The sequence below is a fragment of the Rahnella victoriana genome (assembly GCF_004330295.1).
In the GTDB taxonomy this organism is placed as follows: Bacteria; Pseudomonadota; Gammaproteobacteria; order Enterobacterales; family Enterobacteriaceae; genus Rahnella; species Rahnella victoriana.
In genome coordinates this window covers 82772-99250 of the sequence record NZ_SJOJ01000001.1, presented here as the reverse complement: position 1 = coordinate 99250, position 16479 = coordinate 82772, and the positions used below count along the sequence as shown (strand labels likewise).

20 protein-coding genes and 3 tRNA genes are annotated in these 16479 nt (G+C 50.2%); 15 read left to right on the top strand and 8 right to left on the bottom strand.

What is annotated here, in order from left to right; translation table 11 throughout:
- Positions 1 to 36: 36 nt before the first annotated feature.
- Positions 37 to 285 (bottom strand): hypothetical protein, encoded by a 249-nt coding sequence (locus EYY67_RS00485; RefSeq protein WP_095921293.1) that lies wholly within the window; start codon positions 283 to 285, stop codon positions 37 to 39.
- A gap of 227 nt (positions 286 to 512) precedes the next feature.
- Here EYY67_RS00485 and EYY67_RS00480 point away from each other — a divergent pair, with 227 nt between their 5' ends.
- Positions 513 to 929, top strand: a complete 417-nt coding sequence (locus EYY67_RS00480) for a hypothetical protein (protein ID WP_119826521.1) — start codon at positions 513 to 515, stop codon at positions 927 to 929.
- A 59-nt stretch (positions 930 to 988) separates the two neighbouring features.
- Here the strand turns inward: EYY67_RS00480 and EYY67_RS00475 are convergent, their stop codons facing one another.
- Entirely contained in the window at positions 989 to 2755 is a 1767-nt protein-coding gene (locus EYY67_RS00475) for a sensor domain-containing phosphodiesterase (protein ID WP_119826519.1), read from the bottom strand.
- 193 nt (positions 2756 to 2948) lie between these two features.
- Here EYY67_RS00475 and leuA point away from each other — a divergent pair, with 193 nt between their 5' ends.
- Positions 2949 to 4619 (top strand): 2-isopropylmalate synthase, encoded by a 1671-nt coding sequence (gene leuA / locus EYY67_RS00470; protein WP_095921296.1) that lies wholly within the window; start codon positions 2949 to 2951, stop codon positions 4617 to 4619.
- Here leuA and EYY67_RS00465 read toward each other — a convergent pair.
- The 3 genes from EYY67_RS00465 to EYY67_RS00460 form a co-directional block, all read right to left on the bottom strand.
- Positions 4606 to 5364, bottom strand: coding sequence for an AraC family transcriptional regulator (locus EYY67_RS00465; RefSeq protein WP_095921297.1), 759 nt, complete (start codon positions 5362 to 5364; stop codon positions 4606 to 4608). The two genes, leuA and EYY67_RS00465, sit on opposite strands and share 14 nt — an antisense overlap.
- Before the next feature lie 3 nt (positions 5365 to 5367).
- Positions 5368 to 5541, bottom strand: coding sequence for a hypothetical protein (locus EYY67_RS24430; RefSeq protein ID WP_162928667.1), 174 nt, complete (start codon positions 5539 to 5541; stop codon positions 5368 to 5370).
- 104 nt (positions 5542 to 5645) lie between these two features.
- A complete protein-coding gene (locus tag EYY67_RS00460; protein ID WP_015697982.1) occupies positions 5646 to 5870 on the bottom strand; it encodes a DUF2594 family protein in 225 nt (74 codons plus the stop codon).
- 727 nt (positions 5871 to 6597) lie between these two features.
- Between EYY67_RS00460 and uvrY the strand changes: the two genes are divergently transcribed.
- The 7 genes from uvrY to wzz(fepE) all read left to right on the top strand — a co-directional run bounded on the left by uvrY (position 6598) and on the right by wzz(fepE) (position 11703).
- Positions 6598 to 7254: a UvrY/SirA/GacA family response regulator transcription factor gene (gene uvrY, locus EYY67_RS00455; RefSeq protein ID WP_013576296.1), complete on the top strand. Its 657-nt coding sequence runs from the start codon at positions 6598 to 6600 to the stop codon at positions 7252 to 7254.
- Entirely contained in the window at positions 7247 to 9082 is a 1836-nt protein-coding gene (gene uvrC, locus EYY67_RS00450) for an excinuclease ABC subunit UvrC (protein WP_278248202.1), read from the top strand. The genes uvrY and uvrC overlap by 8 nt, the downstream gene beginning before the upstream one ends.
- Before the next feature lie 56 nt (positions 9083 to 9138).
- Positions 9139 to 9687 (top strand): CDP-diacylglycerol--glycerol-3-phosphate 3-phosphatidyltransferase, encoded by a 549-nt coding sequence (gene pgsA / locus EYY67_RS00445; RefSeq protein WP_095921300.1) that lies wholly within the window; start codon positions 9139 to 9141, stop codon positions 9685 to 9687.
- 148 nt (positions 9688 to 9835) lie between these two features.
- Positions 9836 to 9911: transfer RNA gene (locus EYY67_RS00440), tRNA-Gly, on the top strand.
- A 58-nt stretch (positions 9912 to 9969) separates the two neighbouring features.
- Positions 9970 to 10043 (top strand) — tRNA-Cys (locus tag EYY67_RS00435).
- Between the two features lie 11 nt (positions 10044 to 10054).
- Positions 10055 to 10140, top strand: a tRNA-Leu gene (locus tag EYY67_RS00430).
- 444 nt (positions 10141 to 10584) lie between these two features.
- Positions 10585 to 11703, top strand: a complete 1119-nt coding sequence (gene wzz(fepE), locus EYY67_RS00425) for an LPS O-antigen length regulator Wzz(fepE) (RefSeq protein ID WP_119826516.1) — start codon at positions 10585 to 10587, stop codon at positions 11701 to 11703.
- A 150-nt stretch (positions 11704 to 11853) separates the two neighbouring features.
- Here wzz(fepE) and EYY67_RS00420 read toward each other — a convergent pair whose 3' ends face one another.
- Positions 11854 to 12120, bottom strand: a complete 267-nt coding sequence (locus EYY67_RS00420) for a hypothetical protein (protein WP_015697978.1) — start codon at positions 12118 to 12120, stop codon at positions 11854 to 11856.
- A 225-nt stretch (positions 12121 to 12345) separates the two neighbouring features.
- On the opposite strand from EYY67_RS00420, the gene EYY67_RS00415 reads away from it, so the two are divergent.
- Both EYY67_RS00415 and deoR read left to right on the top strand, forming a co-directional pair.
- The gene (locus tag EYY67_RS00415) at positions 12346 to 13005 is read left to right on the top strand and encodes a metallophosphoesterase (protein WP_131692587.1); all 660 of its coding nucleotides are present in this window, start codon (positions 12346 to 12348) and stop codon (positions 13003 to 13005) included.
- An 84-nt stretch (positions 13006 to 13089) separates the two neighbouring features.
- Positions 13090 to 13854, top strand: a complete 765-nt coding sequence (gene deoR, locus EYY67_RS00410) for a DNA-binding transcriptional repressor DeoR (protein WP_131692586.1) — start codon at positions 13090 to 13092, stop codon at positions 13852 to 13854.
- A 5-nt stretch (positions 13855 to 13859) separates the two neighbouring features.
- Here the strand turns inward: deoR and EYY67_RS00405 are convergent, their stop codons facing one another.
- Positions 13860 to 14336, bottom strand: coding sequence for a GyrI-like domain-containing protein (locus EYY67_RS00405; RefSeq protein WP_095921303.1), 477 nt, complete (start codon positions 14334 to 14336; stop codon positions 13860 to 13862).
- 178 nt (positions 14337 to 14514) lie between these two features.
- Here EYY67_RS00405 and EYY67_RS00400 point away from each other — a divergent pair, with 178 nt between their 5' ends.
- The 3 genes from EYY67_RS00400 to EYY67_RS00390 all read left to right on the top strand — a co-directional run bounded on the left by EYY67_RS00400 (position 14515) and on the right by EYY67_RS00390 (position 15737).
- Positions 14515 to 15033: a YlaC family protein gene (locus EYY67_RS00400; protein WP_095921304.1), complete on the top strand. Its 519-nt coding sequence runs from the start codon at positions 14515 to 14517 to the stop codon at positions 15031 to 15033.
- A 116-nt stretch (positions 15034 to 15149) separates the two neighbouring features.
- Positions 15150 to 15425, top strand: a complete 276-nt coding sequence (locus tag EYY67_RS00395; protein WP_119826509.1) for a hypothetical protein — start codon at positions 15150 to 15152, stop codon at positions 15423 to 15425.
- 51 nt (positions 15426 to 15476) lie between these two features.
- Complete coding sequence (locus tag EYY67_RS00390; RefSeq protein ID WP_095925092.1) at positions 15477 to 15737, top strand: hypothetical protein; 261 nt, start codon at positions 15477 to 15479, stop codon at positions 15735 to 15737.
- 61 nt (positions 15738 to 15798) lie between these two features.
- Here the strand turns inward: EYY67_RS00390 and EYY67_RS00385 are convergent, their stop codons facing one another.
- Positions 15799 to 16011, bottom strand: a complete 213-nt coding sequence (locus EYY67_RS00385) for a YccJ family protein (RefSeq protein WP_095921306.1) — start codon at positions 16009 to 16011, stop codon at positions 15799 to 15801.
- A gap of 178 nt (positions 16012 to 16189) precedes the next feature.
- Here EYY67_RS00385 and EYY67_RS24805 point away from each other — a divergent pair, with 178 nt between their 5' ends.
- Complete coding sequence (locus EYY67_RS24805; RefSeq protein WP_013576285.1) at positions 16190 to 16321, top strand: hypothetical protein; 132 nt, start codon at positions 16190 to 16192, stop codon at positions 16319 to 16321.
- Positions 16322 to 16479 lie beyond the last annotated feature (158 nt).

Here is a 16479-nt window from a genome sequence, read left to right as displayed (position 1 = left end):
TCCTGCGGCAAACATTGTTGCAGGAAGAAAAAAAGATCAGTACATAATCGTCGTATTCGGTGCATTGCCATTTTTGAGTTGTTTCTGTACCCGCATGCACAGGCTGAAAATCAGCAGATGTACGTGCGTGATAAAGGTTCTTTCTTCGCTGAACTGGCTGCTGCGTAAGACGACCGTTTCTGAACGGTTCTGTTTGGCAACCAGTAGCTCAATCCCTATCTGACGGAATTCGTCTTCGTAATGCTGAACGATCCCTGCGGGTGCGATGAGTGTGTAGCTGTACATAATAATTCCTGACGCTGAGTTGAACGGCTGATCGGATAAATCTTAATAAGAGTATCAAATACCAGCACGAAGCGGTTAGCAATTCGGGTGGTCGATTTTTGTACGAATGTCACAGATTTAGCGGACTTTTTGCGGTTATGGCCGGTTGGCGGACGGAGGCTACCGGTTTTTTGTTGCCCGCAGCGCGCACACTGCTATCATTCGTTCATAAACTCAGGGAGATAACGATGAAAAAAACACTGGTGGCTTTGGCTGCTTTATTTTTAGCCGGATGCGCGGGTAACCCTTACGAACCGACGCTTCAGGTCAAGTCATCTTTCGCAAATGCAAGCGCGACACCGCCGGAAGGACAGACCCATATCCGCCTGCATCGTCTGGAACAGTGGTCGCTGGTGCCGTTCGAAAAAACCTGTCCGCTGATGGTCTTTTTAGACGGGCAGACTGTCGCTTCCCTGCACTTTAATCAGTACGTGGATCTGAACGTGCCAAACGGGATGCGCACCATTGATGTCCGGATTGCCTGTGCGCTGACGAAAACGACGGGTTCCATCACCGTTGATGCCAATGGCAAGAGCATTAGCCTGGAAACAGATCGCAGCTTCTTTGGTACTTACAACATCCGCCCCGAAGGCAGCAGCAACTAGTTAAAATGAAAAACCCGCTGAAAGCGGGTTTTTTTACGTCTGCTGAAGATGAACCGGGATCAGATATAGGGCTTCGACCATTCAAGGATCTGGTCGTGTTGCAGCGGACGCGAAAAATAGAAACCCTGCACGGAATCACAGTGCAGTTCTTCCAGACACAGCAAGGTATCGTTATCTTCCACGCCTTCTGCCACCACCTGATAGCTCAGCGCGTGCGCCATCTCAATCATCGATTTCACAATCACTTTGCTCTTACTGTCATTACTGATGCCCTGAATCAGCGATTGATCCAGTTTCAGTGTGTCCGCCGGAATTTTTTGCAGGTAATTCAGGTTGCTGTAGCCGGCACCAAAATCATCCAGCGCAATGCTGATCCCCATCTGACGCAGGGCGTCCAGCGACGCCACGGCATGCGGATTGTTGGCCAGCGTCTGCGTCTCCAGACACTCGATTTCCAGCATCGACGGTGATACCTGATGCAGGATCAGGGCGGTATGAATGCGCTGAACCAGATCCTGTTCCACCAGATTATTAGCGGTCAGGTTAATGGAGACCTGAATCTGCGCGCCGCGCTTTTGCCATTCTGCAATTTGCATCACGGCCTGCGTGATCACCCAGTTGGTGAGCGGGGTAATCAGCGGCGTTTTTTCCGCCAGCGGGATAAATTCAGACGGCGAGATGATGCCCAGCGTCGGGTGTTGCCAGCGGATCAGCGCCTCAACGCCCTGAAATTTTTTGTCGGCCAGACGGATTTTCGGCTGATAAACCAGATGAAAATCTTCGCAGGACGCCACGGTAGCCATCAGATCATTGAGCAGGTTAAACGCGCGACGCTGGATAACGTCCGACTCCTGCTGATAAGGCATGATGAGCTGGTTATTGCTGATGGCTTCGTGCAGGGAGGACATCCCCTGGCGCATGATGTTTTCAGCGCAAGGCGAGGTGGACGAGAACACGGTATAGCCCGCGTGCAACCGTACATTGATCGGGATGTCACTGGTAATGCTTTGCTGGATTTTGGCTGCGGCGATTTCCAGCTGATTAAAAATTTCTTCCTGTTCGTCCAGACGCTTAATCAGCGCAAAGCGGCCCAGCATCAGGCTGTACACTTTGTCATTCTCATTCAGTTCGCTACGCAGGAAGGAACCGATATCTTTAAGAATGTTTTCGACTTTCGGAATGCCGATGGCGCGTCCGATGTCGTAGGCGTAGAGAGTGTCGAGGGTATCGATCAGGATCAGTAAACAGGGGGTATTGTCCGGTGCTTTGATCAGATGCGAGATATCTTCCATCAGACGCTGGCGGTTGGGTAACCGCGTCACAATATCCACAAAACTCATGGTACTGCGCGATTCGATGATATCGATGACAATCGCCGCCAGGTCCGACAGCATGTCGATTTCCTGCGCCGAAAAATCGCGAGGATGTTTATCCGCCAGACATAGGCTGCCGACCGCGAACCCGTCACGGGTGATCAGCGGCGCGCCGGCGTAGAAACGCATGCCTTCTTCGGCGGTGACCAGCGGATTTTCGCAAAAACGCGCATCCAGCAGGGCGTCATTAACCACCATCACTGACGAGGAACGGATGGTGTAATCGCAAAACGCGATATCCCGCGCCGTATAACGCAACGCCGTGTTGGTTTTGGATTTAAACCACTGACGATGCTGGTCAACCAGAGTAATGATGCAAATAGGAATATCAAAAATTTGCTGGGTAAGACGGGTAATCAGATCAAGAACTTCATCCGGATTGCCGTCTGCAATCTTTAATTTTTGCAGCGCCGCAAGCCGTTTCTTTTCGTTTGAATTCAGAACCCTTTTCATTCTGTACGACCTCTGATCGCCGGACTGGACGCGTTTAGTTATGCACTATAGCGTGAGTCTGATTCATTTATCATTTTCTTTTTGTCCGTTTTGCGAGGGTTGCTGTCAGTTAGTCAGGCGCACGAAGTTATCGTTTGCGTACTATGGGTTTAACAGAGCTTTACCGCTGAACCGACATCATAAGGAAAACCGCATGTTAAACGACCCGTCGCAAAAGTACCGTCCCTTTCCGCAGGTGAATTTACCCGACCGTCAGTGGCCGGGAAATGTGCTCGATAAAGCGCCGCAGTGGTGCTCCAGTGACCTGCGTGACGGTAATCAGGCGCTGGCCGAACCCATGGACAATGCCCGCAAACGTCAGTTTTTTGATTTGCTGGTGCGCTGTGGTTTTAAACACATCGAGGTGGCGTTCCCGTCCGCGTCTCAGACTGATTTTGATTTTGTACGCGGCCTGATTGAAGACAAGGTGATCCCGGACGATGTGGTGATCCAGGTGCTGACGCCTTCACGGCCGGATCTGATTGCCCGCACGTTTGAGGCGTTGAAAGATGTGCCGCGCGCCATCGTGCATTTATATAACGCCACCGCGCCAGTATTCCGTGAAGTGGTGTTCAATCAGGATCAGGCGGCAACCCGCGATCTGGCTGTGCGCGGCGCTCAGCAAATCCGTCAGTTATGCGAACAATATTCACAGACTGAATGGACATTTGAGTATTCGCCGGAAACCTTCTGTTTTACCGAACTGGAGTTTGCGCTGGAAGTGTGTGAGGCCGTCGCCAATGTCTGGGAGCCGGGCAATACGCGCCCGATGATCATCAATTTACCGGCGACCGTGGAAGTCAGCACACCGAATATTTATGCCGATCAGATTGAATGGTTCTGCCGCCATTTCAGCCGCCGTCAGCAGGTTTCCATCAGCGTGCATCCGCATAATGATCGCGGAACCGGCGTAGCCTGCGCCGAACTGGCGATGCTGGCCGGTGCCGACCGCGTGGAAGGCTGTCTGTTCGGTAACGGCGAGCGTACCGGGAATGTTGATCTCGTGACGCTGGCGCTGAATCTTTATACTCAGGGCGTTGCGCCGCAACTGGATTTCAGCAATTTGCAGGCAATAGTCGAAGCGGTGGAAGAATGTAACCAGTTGCCGGTGCATCCGCGCCATCCTTATGCCGGTGAACTGGTGTTTACCGCGTTTTCCGGCTCGCATCAGGATGCGATCAAAAAAGGGTTCGCGGTGCAGAACGTGTCAGACAATCCTGTCTGGCGCGTGCCTTATCTGCCGTTAGATCCGGCGGACGTCGGATGCAGTTATGAAGCGGTGATCCGCGTCAACAGTCAGTCGGGGAAAAGCGGGGCGGCCTGGCTGCTGGAGCAAAATCACGGGCTGAAATTGCCGCGTGGTTTGCAAATCGATTTCAGTAAAGCAGTGCAGCGCGAAACGGATACCCACGGCAAGGAGATGAGCACCAGCGATATCTGGCGGCTGTTCCGTCAGCGTTACGGGTTAACCGATCAGCCGGTGTTGAAATTGCTGAGTTACGATATCCGCAGTGATGAACAGAACGTGTGCCATTTCAGTGCTCGGATACGCTATCGCAATGAAGAACAGCATATTACCGGCAGCGGCAACGGTTTGTTGTCCGGGGCGGCAGATGCACTGCGCCGCAGTTACGACGTGCAGCTGGAAATCGGCGATTATCATGAGCATACGCTGGGACATCAGAGCCACAGCCGCGCGGTGGCCTATCTGAGTTGTCAGGGGCGGTTGGGGGAAAACTGCTATGGCGTGGGCATCGACAGTGATGTCTCCGGCGCCTCGTTGCAGGCGCTGTTCAATGCCGCCAGTGCGGTTATGGCTGACTAAAATATTCACTGGGTGATACGCCCAGTGAACGGCGGAACATCGCGCTAAAGGCACTCGGGCTTTCATAACCGAGTGCCAGTGCCACATCTATGACCGACACACCGGCCGCCAGCTGGTTCAGGGCTTCGAGCAATTTGGCCTGACGAACCCAGTCACTGAAACGCAATCCGGTTTCACGCTGAAAGCGGCGCGAAAGCGTCCGGCTGCTGATCTCCAGTCGCTGTGCGACATCTTCCAGTTCCCATGAAGCACACAAATCCGCGCGTATCTGCTGGCACAGGCTCAGCAGTTCCGGCTCTTTCGGTTCCGGCAGATGCAGCGGCAGCGTCGGCAGGAGGCGGAGTTCATCCAGCAATAATTCCATAATGCGCTCATCACGCCCGCCGGAGAGATAATCTGCCGGAATGGTCAGCGATGACAGGATCAGTTCGCGCAGCAGGGGAGAAATCTGTACCACCTGGCATTGGGCGGGCAAATCAGCCCGTGCCAGCGGATCGACAAACAGCGTCCGGGCTTTTACGCCGCCGATAAACCGCAGACTGTGCACGACATTTGCCGGCAGCCAGACACCGCGCCCGGGCGGCACCATCCAGGTGCCAAGCGAGGTATGCACTTCAACAATGCCGGACAAAGTATGAATAAGCTGCGAGCAACTGTGGCTGTGAGCGGGTTCGCTGTCGCCATGTTGGTAATCAATGGCCAGAGGCGCAATGGCCTGATGAGGGGCAAGGAAATGGCGATGCATGGATCAATGATGGTTCTGTTTTTTGGCATCTTCGACGGCTTGTTTCGCCTCTTCGGCCGCTCTTTCGATTTCTTCTTCGGTCAGTTGTTCTGAAACCTGGATCAGCTCACCCAGCCCGTCACTGATATGAACATCGTCAGCTTTGCTTTTGTTTTCTTTATTGTTTCCGTCACTCATGTGGTTGTCCTCAGGGAAGGGGGTCAGGGTATGATTGTAGCAGAAGTTCAGGGGAGGGGCTGAGGGGAAACAGAGTCTGTCTGGCGACAGACTCCGGAAGGCATTTACTGACGGTAAGCGAATTTGATCTGTTGCAGGGAGTTTTTGAACACTTCTGCCTGTTGCTCATCTTCCATCTGAGCGACAAAACGCTCCATGTTCAGCATCACTTTGCCGGCATCAGCCTGGCCGATCGCTTTGAGGATCAGGGTCAGGGTGGCTTTCAGGCAGGCGACTTCCGTTGCCAGTGTTTCAACGTTTGCTTCAGTCGTAAAATCGCAATTACTCATTATGTTTATCTCCTCAGGCAGGCTGCGGGGGCCGTGCTCCGAATTCCGGACAGTAGAAAAGTGGCCGCATTTTAGCATAGTTGGCACGTTTTAGTGCAGCATCGCCGGCAGGCTGAAAATCGTGCAACAAAAGAGTCATATAAGTCCGACAGAACGCCCGGTAAAGAATACTAAACATAATGGCTCAATGAGCCTTTCTCATGTTTATGTGCAAACTTATTCATATAAGCCATCGGCAATTCGTGCGATCATAAATAATAATCGGTTATATCATAGATATATGCAGGGTACGCGTTGGCGGTTAAATAGCCAGTGCCGCATTGTGGTTGTTTTAGTGCAGTAAAAAAGCCTGTGCTTATTTTTTTACTGCCTGAAAGAAAACCTAGCGGATGAGGCTTGTTGATTGATTAGGCTGGATTTTTTTATAATTTATTAATACAGCTGATGGCACTTCTCATTTACATTCAGCAAACTAGTTTTTTGCAGACATTCCTTGGTCAGGAAGGCGGGATAGAGTAAAATACGCGGGCTATAATAAATAACTGTGTCTTCCTGATTTAAAAACACTGCCGATGTGCGGCAGTGGGGCAAGTTTGTTGATGCTGGCCTCTTATTGCCACCTTCTCTTCATTTTATAAGCTGTCTGAGAACACCTATTTTGTTCAGAACGTAAGACAGGCTTGAAGAACCTGACGGTGTGTCGCCCTTATTTTTTGGAGAATTCTCTTTGATTAGCGTTCTTCTTGTTGATGACCATGAACTGGTGCGCGCAGGGATCCGACGCATTCTTGAAGATATCAAAGGCATCAAAGTGGTTGGTGAGGCGCAATGCGGTGAAGATGCCGTCAAATGGTGCCGGACTAATGACGTTGATATTGTCCTGATGGATATGAACATGCCGGGTATCGGCGGGCTTGAAGCGACCAAGAAAATCGTCCGTTTCTCCCCAGATATCAAGATCATCATGTTAACGATTTATACTGAAAACCCGTTGCCCGCTAAGGTCATGCAAGCGGGGGCTTCCGGTTATCTGAGTAAAGGGGCAGCACCACAGGAAGTGGTGAATGCTATCCGTCTGGTGGATTCGGGTCAGCGCTACATTGCGTCTGACATTGCGCAGCAAATGGCGCTGAGCCAGATCGAACCTCAGTCAGAAACGCCTTTTGACTCCTTATCCGAGCGTGAACTTCAGATCATGCTGATGATTACCAAGGGGCAGAAGGTGAATGAAATTTCAGAACAACTGAACTTGAGCCCGAAGACGGTTAACAGTTATCGTTACCGGATGTTTAGTAAATTAAATATCAGCGGCGATGTTGAGTTAACCCATCTGGCAATCCGACATGGTTTGTTCAATACGGAGACTTTATCAGGCAGTGAGTGATGAGCGTTTCGACCCTAAAGCCTTTCTGAAAACGGTCACCAGCCAGCCGGGCGTCTACAGGATGTACGACGCCAGTGGCACCGTAATCTATGTAGGTAAAGCCAAAGACCTTAAAAAACGTCTTTCGAGCTATTTTCGTGTTCAGGTTTCCAGCCGCAAGACGGAAACGCTGGTCAAAAATATTGCGCAAATCGATGTCACTGTCACGCACACCGAAACCGAAGCGCTGCTGCTCGAACATAACTACATCAAGCTGTATCAGCCACGCTATAACGTTTTGCTGCGCGATGATAAATCGTACCCGCTGATTTTTCTCAGTGCGGATAACCATCCGCGAATTTCGGTACACCGTGGGGCAAAACACGCCAAAGGCGAGTATTTCGGGCCTTTCCCTAACTCCTATGCCGTGCGTGAGACGTTAGCGTTATTGCAAAAACTTTTCCCGATCCGTCAGTGTGAAAACAGCGTTTACAGCAACCGTTCGCGCCCTTGTCTGCAATATCAGATTGGCCGCTGCCTCGGGCCGTGCGTCAAAGGACTGGTCAGCGACGAAGATTATAAAGATCAGGTGGATTACGTCCGTCTGTTTCTGTCAGGCAAAGATCAGCAGGTGGTCACCCAGCTGGTGAACCGCATGGAAGAGGCCAGTCAGGCGCTGCGTTTCGAAGATGCAGGCCGGATCCGCGATCAGATTCAGGCCGTGCGTCGCGTGACGGAGCGGCAGTTCGTTTCCGGCAACAGCGAAGATCTGGACGTCATCGGCGTGGCCTTTGAGTCAGGCATGGCCTGTCTGCATGTTCTGTTTATCCGTCAGGGCAAAGTGCTGGGCAGCCGCAGTTACTATCCGAAAGTGCCGGGCGGTACCGATCTTGGCGAAGTGGTGCAAACTTTCGTCGGACAATTCTATTTGCAGGGCAGTCAGCAACGCACCCTTCCCGGCGAAATTCTGCTGGATTTCAATCTGGCGGAAAAAGATCTGCTGGCGGACTCGCTGAGCGAAATAGCCGGGCGCAAGGTGCAAATCCAAAGTAAGCCGCGTGGCAACCGTGCCCGTTATCTGAAACTGGCGCGGACCAATGCATCTGCCGCGCTGACGACCAAACTGGCGCAGCAGTCCACCATCCATCAGCGGCTGGCGGAACTGGCAAAAACCCTGCATCTTGCGGAAATTAACCGCATGGAATGCTTCGACATCAGCCATACTATGGGCGAGCAGACGGTGGCCTCCTGCGTGGTATTTGATGGTAATGGCCCGGTGCGCTCCGAATACCGCCGTTACAATATTACCGGCATCACGCCAGGCGATGATTATGCCGCGATGGCGCAGGTGTTGCAGCGTCGTTATGGCAAGGCGCTGGAAGAGAACAAAATCCCTGATGTCATCTTTATTGATGGCGGTAAAGGGCAACTCGGTATGGCGCTGGATGTGTTCCATTCGCTGAATGTTGAATGGGATAAATCCAAACCGCTGCTGATCGGTATTGCCAAAGGCGCCGATCGTAAAGCCGGGCTGGAAACACTGTTCTTCGTTCCGGAAGGGGAGGGGATTGCCCTACCGGCGGATTCCCCGGCACTGCATGTCATCCAGCATATTCGTGATGATTCGCATAACCACGCCATTACCGGGCATCGTCAGAAGCGCGCTAAAGTGCGTACCACCAGTGCACTGGAAGAGATTGAAGGCGTCGGGCCAAAACGGCGTCAGGTTTTACTGAAATACATGGGAGGCATTCAACCTTTACTGAATGCCAGCGTAGAGGAAATTGCACAGGTACCGGGTATTTCAATCGCATTAGCAGAAAAGATTCATAATGCGTTGAAACACTAAAGGCAATGTAGCAACATACTCATAATATCCACACCGGACAAACAGTTACCTTCGCTATGCAATTTAATATACCTACGTGCCTTACCCTGTTCCGCGTTGTACTGATACCGTTCTTCGTGCTGGCCTTCTACCTGCATTATCCGTGGGCACCGCTGGCCTGTGCGCTGATTTTCGTTTTCGCTGCGGTCACTGACTGGTTTGATGGCTATCTCGCCCGTCGCTGGAAGCAAACAACGCGTTTCGGGGCATTCCTTGATCCGGTGGCCGATAAAGTCATGGTGGCCGTTGCGCTGGTATTAGTGGCTGAGCATTTCCACTCCTGGTGGATTACGTTGCCTGCCGCAACCATGATCGCCCGCGAAATTATCATTTCAGCCTTGCGTGAGTGGATGGCCGAAATTGGTAAACGCAGCAGTGTGGCGGTATCCTGGATCGGGAAAGTGAAAACGACTGCACAGATGCTGTCGTTGGTCGCGCTGTTATGGCGTCCTGATGACATCGTGATCGGCGTGGGTATCGTTGCACTTTATATTGCGGCGGTGCTGACTTTCTGGTCAATGTTCCAATATCTGAACGCTGCGCGCCACGATTTGCTGGAACCCTGATCAAACTGACGTAAAAACCGTCAAACGATCGCATGAAGCTGATAATTTTATTGACTCAAACCGTCAGGTCAGTAGAATGCAACGCATCGGAAGGCAGACAGTGTTATGCCTGAAGATTAGTTAAAAAAATCAGTAGTTTCTGATTAAAGCGGGAATAGCTCAGTTGGTAGAGCACGACCTTGCCAAGGTCGGGGTCGCGAGTTCGAGTCTCGTTTCCCGCTCCAAATTTTCTTAAACTGATTCAATAATTGGTTTAAGTGCAAGACAAGTAGTAAGATTTAAGGCGCGTTAACAAAGCGGTTATGTAGCGGATTGCAAATCCGCCTAGTCCGGTTCGACTCCGGAACGCGCCTCCAATTTTCCCGGAGCCCGGGTGGTGGAATCGGTAGACACAAGGGATTTAAAATCCCTCGGCTTATGGCTGTACGAGTTCAAGTCTCGTCCCGGGTACCATGGGAAAATTTACAGAATAATCAAAAGCAATAAAGTAGTAATGTCGTTATAGCCACCTTCGGGTGGTTTTTTTATGCCTGAAATTTGCCCCTCTTCTTCGGTGTTAACTCAATTTTCTTTGTTTCTCTCTTTTTCTGTCGCTAAATCAACTAATTTCGTCCATTAATTATTATATTAGCTTGCTTATTAATTTGAGGCATAAAGTGCCTATTATTCAAAAAAAGTTTGTATATAACTGTAAGCAGTGAGGAATTTACGTTAGGATGTTCTAAGAATAATCTCAAAGCGCTTTTGTTAGTGACGATATTTTCGCGACATTACCCCGTCTGTTCGTGTGCATTTTTGCATAGGTTTTTATGCAGGCCTGACACTATGACGGGGAGTGCCAGATATATTATTGGGTCATAATTACGTCAGTACGTAGTTGAATAATGGAACATTCAAATGAGCAGTCATAATACGTTACCGCAGGACCAAGTTACGCCTCTCCCTGTTCTGAACAGTCCTTTTGTAAAGCATGATGAAATTGACCTGTTTGAAATTTTCTCGGTAATAGTTAAAGCCAGGAAGTTTATTGTTTTAGTCACGGTTGCTTTTGTTATCGCCGGACTGGTGGTGGGCGCAATCTTGCCGCAAAAATGGACCAGCAGCTCTGTGATCATTGCCCCTGCCTCTGATGAATTCATGGGACTTGATGATTTAATTGATGAATTAAAAGTGGCCGGTGTTGATACCGGAATTGATTCAAATTATCTCCTCTCGACGTATATGCGTTATTTTGATTCACGGATCCTTCGTGACAACTATTTACAGCACTCTGAATACTTCAAAGCACTGATGCAGGAAAACCCGGAAGATCAGTTGCAGAAGCGCCGTTTGCTGGACGCGATCAACACCAATAATATTACGACGTTCAGCAGTGCTGATGATAAAGGGGCAAAGAAAGCCTATACCTATTATCGCCTGAACTTTTCTGCGAAAACCCCTGAGGCGGCAAAAAATCTGTTGCAGGGTTATATTGATTACGTCGAACAAGCGGTCCGGGCTGATATTATTTTCAAAATTAAACGCGCCACAACCTTAAAACTGCAAACAGAACAGCAATTGTTCGATTTAGAAATGCAGAAGGTGCAAAATGCCCGTGATGTGCGGATTAAAAAATTAAAATATGCACTCTCTATTGCAGATGCTGCCGGACTGAAGAAACCGGTATATTCCAACGGTGCGGTTATCGTTGACGATCCGGATTATGCTATCTCGCTGGGCGCAGATGCCCTGAGTCAAAAATTGAAAGTGGAAGAGTCTATTACCGACCCACTTACCATGAGCGTTGATCTGCGTAACAGCAAAATGAGAATCGACCTTCTGAAGAATGTGAAGATTGATAATGTTGAGTTCAAGCCGTTCAAGTATCTGCAGAAACCAGAAGTGCCTTCGAAAAAAGATGAACCGAAGAGAATGATCATCCTGGTGATTTTCACGGTCCTTGGGTTGATGGGCGCGATTGCCATGGCATTACTGCATCATCTGTCTGTGAAACGTCGGGAACGCGTGACGCTCTGAATGGCAATATGAATGTTCAGTTGATAAAAAAGGCCACTCACGAGTGGCCTTCATTCTTTTGCAGCAATAGCATCCGTCAGAAGAAACATCTCTGCGGGGAGAAGGATTGCGAAAGAGGAATTAAAACAGCCCCGAGGGGCGTTTTTAGGGTCAGAATTCACCCGATGAATCTGTATTGCTCAGCGCCCTGATGGATAAAGGCAGGTGGTAGTTTGGCTGGCTGGTGAAGAACGCCTGCAGAGCAACACGTTTCTTCCTGTCGATTGAGATCTCTTCCATGGTTTTGCGGAAGATACTGTAACGGCCACAAGAAGTGCAGGTCACAGTAACAATTTTCGCCGACATATTGACCGACGTCTTATTCGTGCTTTGACATAACGGACACTCATCTTGAGCGCTTAATACTGTGGAACTCATAAAACCTCCGGTTTTACTTAGAGCGGGCAGTAGTCTAGCACAAAAAGGCGTCAGTTGCTTAACGGTAATTTAATTATCAGTGGATTTCAGCGTCAACTCAGTGTAGAGGGCGTACAAACCGCTGATGCGCCGCACAAAGTCTTCTGCTGTTTTCCCCGGACTTTCCTCCGCACATTCTTGCGTTACACTTAAAGAATTCATTCTTGTCATGGATTCTGATTCTGTATGTCTTCTGCTTTGTACCAGCGTATTGATGGCTCCGTTTACCGACAGATTTACATCGTTGGCGATCTGCACGGTTGCCTGAGCCTGCTTGAAGAGCAACTGGCGAAAATTGCTTTCGACCCCAGCCGCGATTTATTGCTTTCGGTGGGGGATCTCGCCGATCGCGGCCCGGACAGCGTCGGGTGTCTGCAACTGCTGAATGAGCCGTGGTTTGTCTGCGTCAGAGGGAATCACGAGCAGATGGCCATTGATGCGGTGAATGAAGAAAATATTCCCCGCTGGCTGCGCAATGGCGGCGACTGGTTCTACGCGCTGGACGAAGAGGGGCAGGAGCAGGCAAAAGCGTTGATTTTACAGGCCGACGCCTTGCCGCATATCCTTGAGCTGACCACGCGTAAAGGAGAGCGTATCGTGGTGGCCCATGCCGATTATCTTTCAGATGAATATATTTTCGATAAACCAATGGAAGGGTATGAGGTGATCTGGAATCGCGATCGGGTGAATGCGGCTCTCGAGGGACGTTATCTGCCGATAACCGGTGCGGATGCCTTTTATTTCGGCCACACCCCGGTGGAACACGCGATGCAATTTGCCAATCAGTTTTACATTGATACCGGTGCTGTCTTCGGGGGATATCTGACGCTGAAACAGCTGCAATGACCTCCGGTCTTTTGCGTGTTTGCGGTGACTGTCGGGCAACGGTATAGTGAGCGGCTGCGAACCGGGAAGGCATGAGATAACATCATGGAAAATAAGCGTGAAGACAGGATCCAGCGTCTGCTGCTGGCCTTAAAAAAGACAGATAAAATTCACCTGAAAGAAGCGTCTTTGCTGCTTAATGTTTCTGAAATGACGATCCGCCGTGACCTCAGTTCTGCACCCGCGCCGGTGATCCTGCTGGGCGGTTATATTGTGATGGATCCCGGCAATACCCCGGCAACGCATTATTTTGTCAGTGAACAGAAAACCCGTCAGGTTGCCGAGAAAAAACGCCTTGCTTCCCATGCTGCCAGCCTGATTCAGAATAACGATACGGTATTTTTTGATTGCGGCACCACCATGCCGTATGTGATTGAAAAAATCCCGGAAGACCGGGTGTTTACCGCCATCTGTTATTCGTTGAATACCTTTCTGGCGCTGCAGGAAAAACCGCACTGCGATGTCATCTTATGCGGCGGTGCCTTTAAAGCCAGCAACAGCATTTTTACCCCCATCGGACGCAGCAGCGAACTGGACTTTATCCGTCCGGCGAAAGCTTTTATTTCAGCGGCGGGCGTCAGTCTGAAACACGGAGTGACCTGTTTTAACTTTGATGAGCTGCTTATGAAACACCAGGCGATGGCGCGCTCTGCGCAAAGTATTCTGGTGGTGGACAGCAGTAAGTTTGATCAGGTTCGTCCGGCGGCGATTGCTCCGCTGGCGCGTTTTAATGTGGTGGTCAGCGACGCTGAACCACCACAGGAATATCGGGATTTTTGCGGTCAGTATGACATCACGCTGCGGGTTTAAGGCCCTCAGCGAATGGCTGGGATCTTTTCGACTGACTGATAAAAGACCACTTCCCAAATGCCATTTTTTGAGCCATCACTGAGATAATGCTCAAAGCAGGTTTTCCCGTCAGGGCGATAGCTGCTGCTGGCCAGCAACTGGGCGTAAAATTCACGCCAGGCTTTCTCAAAATTACCATCAGTAATGGTGGTGTGATACGCCGCATAGGTGCCTCCCGGCAATGTTTGCAACGTCAGCCCCTCCGCATCATCAAGAATAAAGTTGTCCGCCACACACACCGACGGATCGGCGCGCAACTCCTCTGCGGGCGTGGTATCAGGATTGTCATGAAACCACGTCAGCCATTCATTTTGTGGCTGATGATGTCGGGCAGCCCATTTCATCAATTGCTGAAAGCCGCTGTGGATGGACTCCTGATAAGGGCCGGTCACCCGATAACTCACCACTTTTTTCGCTGGTCTTTCTACGATTAATAATGCCACGATGATCTCCTTTTATCTGACATGCATTGAGTGGGTTCCCTGTTGAGCGTTAAGCAAATGCCAAACTATAACAGTTAGCCGCTTTACTCACGGTAACTGCTCTACGCGCTATAACAGTTGTCATGATAAAATTATGTAATCAGATTGCATTATAGTCGCGACGCAATGAGGTTATGAGATGGACGTAATCAAAAACGTATTAAACAGTGAAATTGATCGCATCAACCGTCAGGAAGGGCGCGATGGTAAGGCGCGGATCAACGCTGAGTTCTTCGTTAACCACCCGTGGCTGTGTCTGGCGATGCTGGTCGGGTACATCGCAGTGGGTATCGTGATGTACGTTTCTCCTTATATGGGCATCGGCTGGTTTATCGGCTTTACCGCTTTCCTGATCTTTATGTCCGCCATGTTGTTGCTGGAAATCAAACCGGTTTATCGCTATGAAGATATCGGCGTACTGGATTTGCGGGTGTGTTACAACGGGGAATGGTATTTCAGCCGTGAACTGCCCGCTGATGCCGTACAGACCATCCTTGCTGCCCCCGGTGTCAGTGCGCAGGTGAAAAATCGCATTGAATCGATTGTCCGACATAAAGGTTTTGTCGACTTCTATGATGTGTATGATCTGGCGCGTCTGGAACGTCAGCAGCCGGATAATGCAGGAACCGCACAGTTAGCTCACTCATACCGCCCGTAAACATGGCAACAGGCCATGACGTTACCCTGCGTGCTCTGATAAAATAACGGTTGAACATCATTTTTGTGAATGGATCCCCAACACGAAAAGGGTGTGATGCCGTTACAGGAGCGACAGTGGAACGAATCAAACTGACTATTCATCATCTGCACAAAATCACTTCCGGTGAAAAACAAGATGCGCAGGCCACCGCACGCATTTATGCTGGCGATACGCTGCTGCTTACTGAAACCATGACCGGACAGGCCGTGCATTTTGATCGGTTCATTCGCGCTGAAAATGACAATGGCCAACCATTGAGAGTGGAATGGGACAGCGATGGCTGCGCGGAAATGTCCGTGTCACGCGCTGAAGTGTGCCCTTGCTGCGGCGGTGATGCCTTACACGGTTGAATTAATCCGGTCCGGACCGCATGTAGAGTAAAAGCCGAACAGAGGTGAATGATGAAATTTATCAATAACGAATTTGAATACCGTCAGTGGATAATGGATGAAATATTCCAGGCGAGCGCGGTAGGCGAAACCTCTGAGTTTGCCGATCAGGAAGTGGATGATTTTATCTTTGATGCCCGCCCGGTTGCCTATCCTTGTGTGGCCGTGATGATCCAGACACCGGGCGAGCCGGGGGTGTGCGAGCCACGTTTCTTCTACAAAGAGCAGATCTTTGAGTGGGCACATAAAATGGGGTTTGGCTTCGACAGCTAACCGTCATGCAGGAACCCTGAGCGTGACTCAGGGTTCGGCCCCGCATGCTCACATCCCGTCGTCAGACGTTCTTACGATCGATTTTCTCTTCGCCCCAGAATAAATAATCGTCTTTAGTTTTTGCGAAAGCGATAGGCAGGACTTCATCGTTGCCTTCTTCCCAGATTTTCTGTGCCAGTTTCTCGTCGTTCTTCGCCAGCTCGAAAATAGCTTCTGCGATTTCGTGAGAGGTTTCACGGGTATTGGCCCAGGCTTTGATGTTTGACGTCGTCATCCGGTTCTCCTCGTATTGTGTTCGGAAGGTGTCTCCGTGACACCAACGTATTCACTATAACTATGGTTTCCCGACGGCATTTATGCAAATCCGGCGGTGGCAGGGCACAAAAAAACCGGCACCGGACACGGCCTGTCGTTTATACTGAACGCGATTTTGAACAATTAAGGTGATGAGAATGAGCGACGATATTTTTGATTTTGACATTGATGCTGCACTGGAAACCGCTGAAGTCAAAGCGGCGGAAAAAGCAGCAGAAGTGCCTGAAGCCGTTCAGGATGAAAGTGACTGCGAAGGCTGCAAAATCTGATTTTGCACAACAAAGCAGCAAACAGAAAACCGCTCCGGCGGTTTTTTTGTATCTGTCATTTATTCTTCAGAACCGGTTTTTCACTGAATTTCCTTTGCCGCCATAGCGTTGCAATGGCCTGTGCAGAACGCCGTTCTGTCGCAAATGTAAGGATACCG

Bases quoted from the DNA above. Each gene is read 5' to 3' on its own strand.
- EYY67_RS00390 (WP_095925092.1), top strand. From the start codon at position 15,477: ATGAAATTTATCAATAACGAATTTGAATACCGTCAGTGGATAATGGAT.
- EYY67_RS00385 (WP_095921306.1), bottom strand. From the start codon at position 16,011: ATGACGACGTCAAACATCAAAGCCTGGGCCAATACCCGTGAAACCTCT.
- EYY67_RS00415 (WP_131692587.1), top strand. From the start codon at position 12,346: ATGTCTTCTGCTTTGTACCAGCGTATTGATGGCTCCGTTTACCGACAG.
- EYY67_RS24805 (WP_013576285.1), top strand. From the start codon at position 16,190: ATGAGCGACGATATTTTTGATTTTGACATTGATGCTGCACTGGAAACC.
- EYY67_RS00400 (WP_095921304.1), top strand. From the start codon at position 14,515: ATGGACGTAATCAAAAACGTATTAAACAGTGAAATTGATCGCATCAAC.
- deoR (WP_131692586.1), top strand. From the start codon at position 13,090: ATGGAAAATAAGCGTGAAGACAGGATCCAGCGTCTGCTGCTGGCCTTA.
- EYY67_RS00475 (WP_119826519.1), bottom strand. From the start codon at position 2,755: ATGAAAAGGGTTCTGAATTCAAACGAAAAGAAACGGCTTGCGGCGCTG.
- EYY67_RS00485 (WP_095921293.1), bottom strand. From the start codon at position 285: ATGTACAGCTACACACTCATCGCACCCGCAGGGATCGTTCAGCATTAC.
- EYY67_RS00480 (WP_119826521.1), top strand. From the start codon at position 513: ATGAAAAAAACACTGGTGGCTTTGGCTGCTTTATTTTTAGCCGGATGC.
- pgsA (WP_095921300.1), top strand. From the start codon at position 9,139: ATGCAATTTAATATACCTACGTGCCTTACCCTGTTCCGCGTTGTACTG.
- EYY67_RS24430 (WP_162928667.1), bottom strand. From the start codon at position 5,541: ATGAGTGACGGAAACAATAAAGAAAACAAAAGCAAAGCTGACGATGTT.
- EYY67_RS00420 (WP_015697978.1), bottom strand. From the start codon at position 12,120: ATGAGTTCCACAGTATTAAGCGCTCAAGATGAGTGTCCGTTATGTCAA.
- EYY67_RS00460 (WP_015697982.1), bottom strand. From the start codon at position 5,870: ATGAGTAATTGCGATTTTACGACTGAAGCAAACGTTGAAACACTGGCA.
- leuA (WP_095921296.1), top strand. From the start codon at position 2,949: ATGTTAAACGACCCGTCGCAAAAGTACCGTCCCTTTCCGCAGGTGAAT.
- EYY67_RS00465 (WP_095921297.1), bottom strand. From the start codon at position 5,364: ATGCATCGCCATTTCCTTGCCCCTCATCAGGCCATTGCGCCTCTGGCC.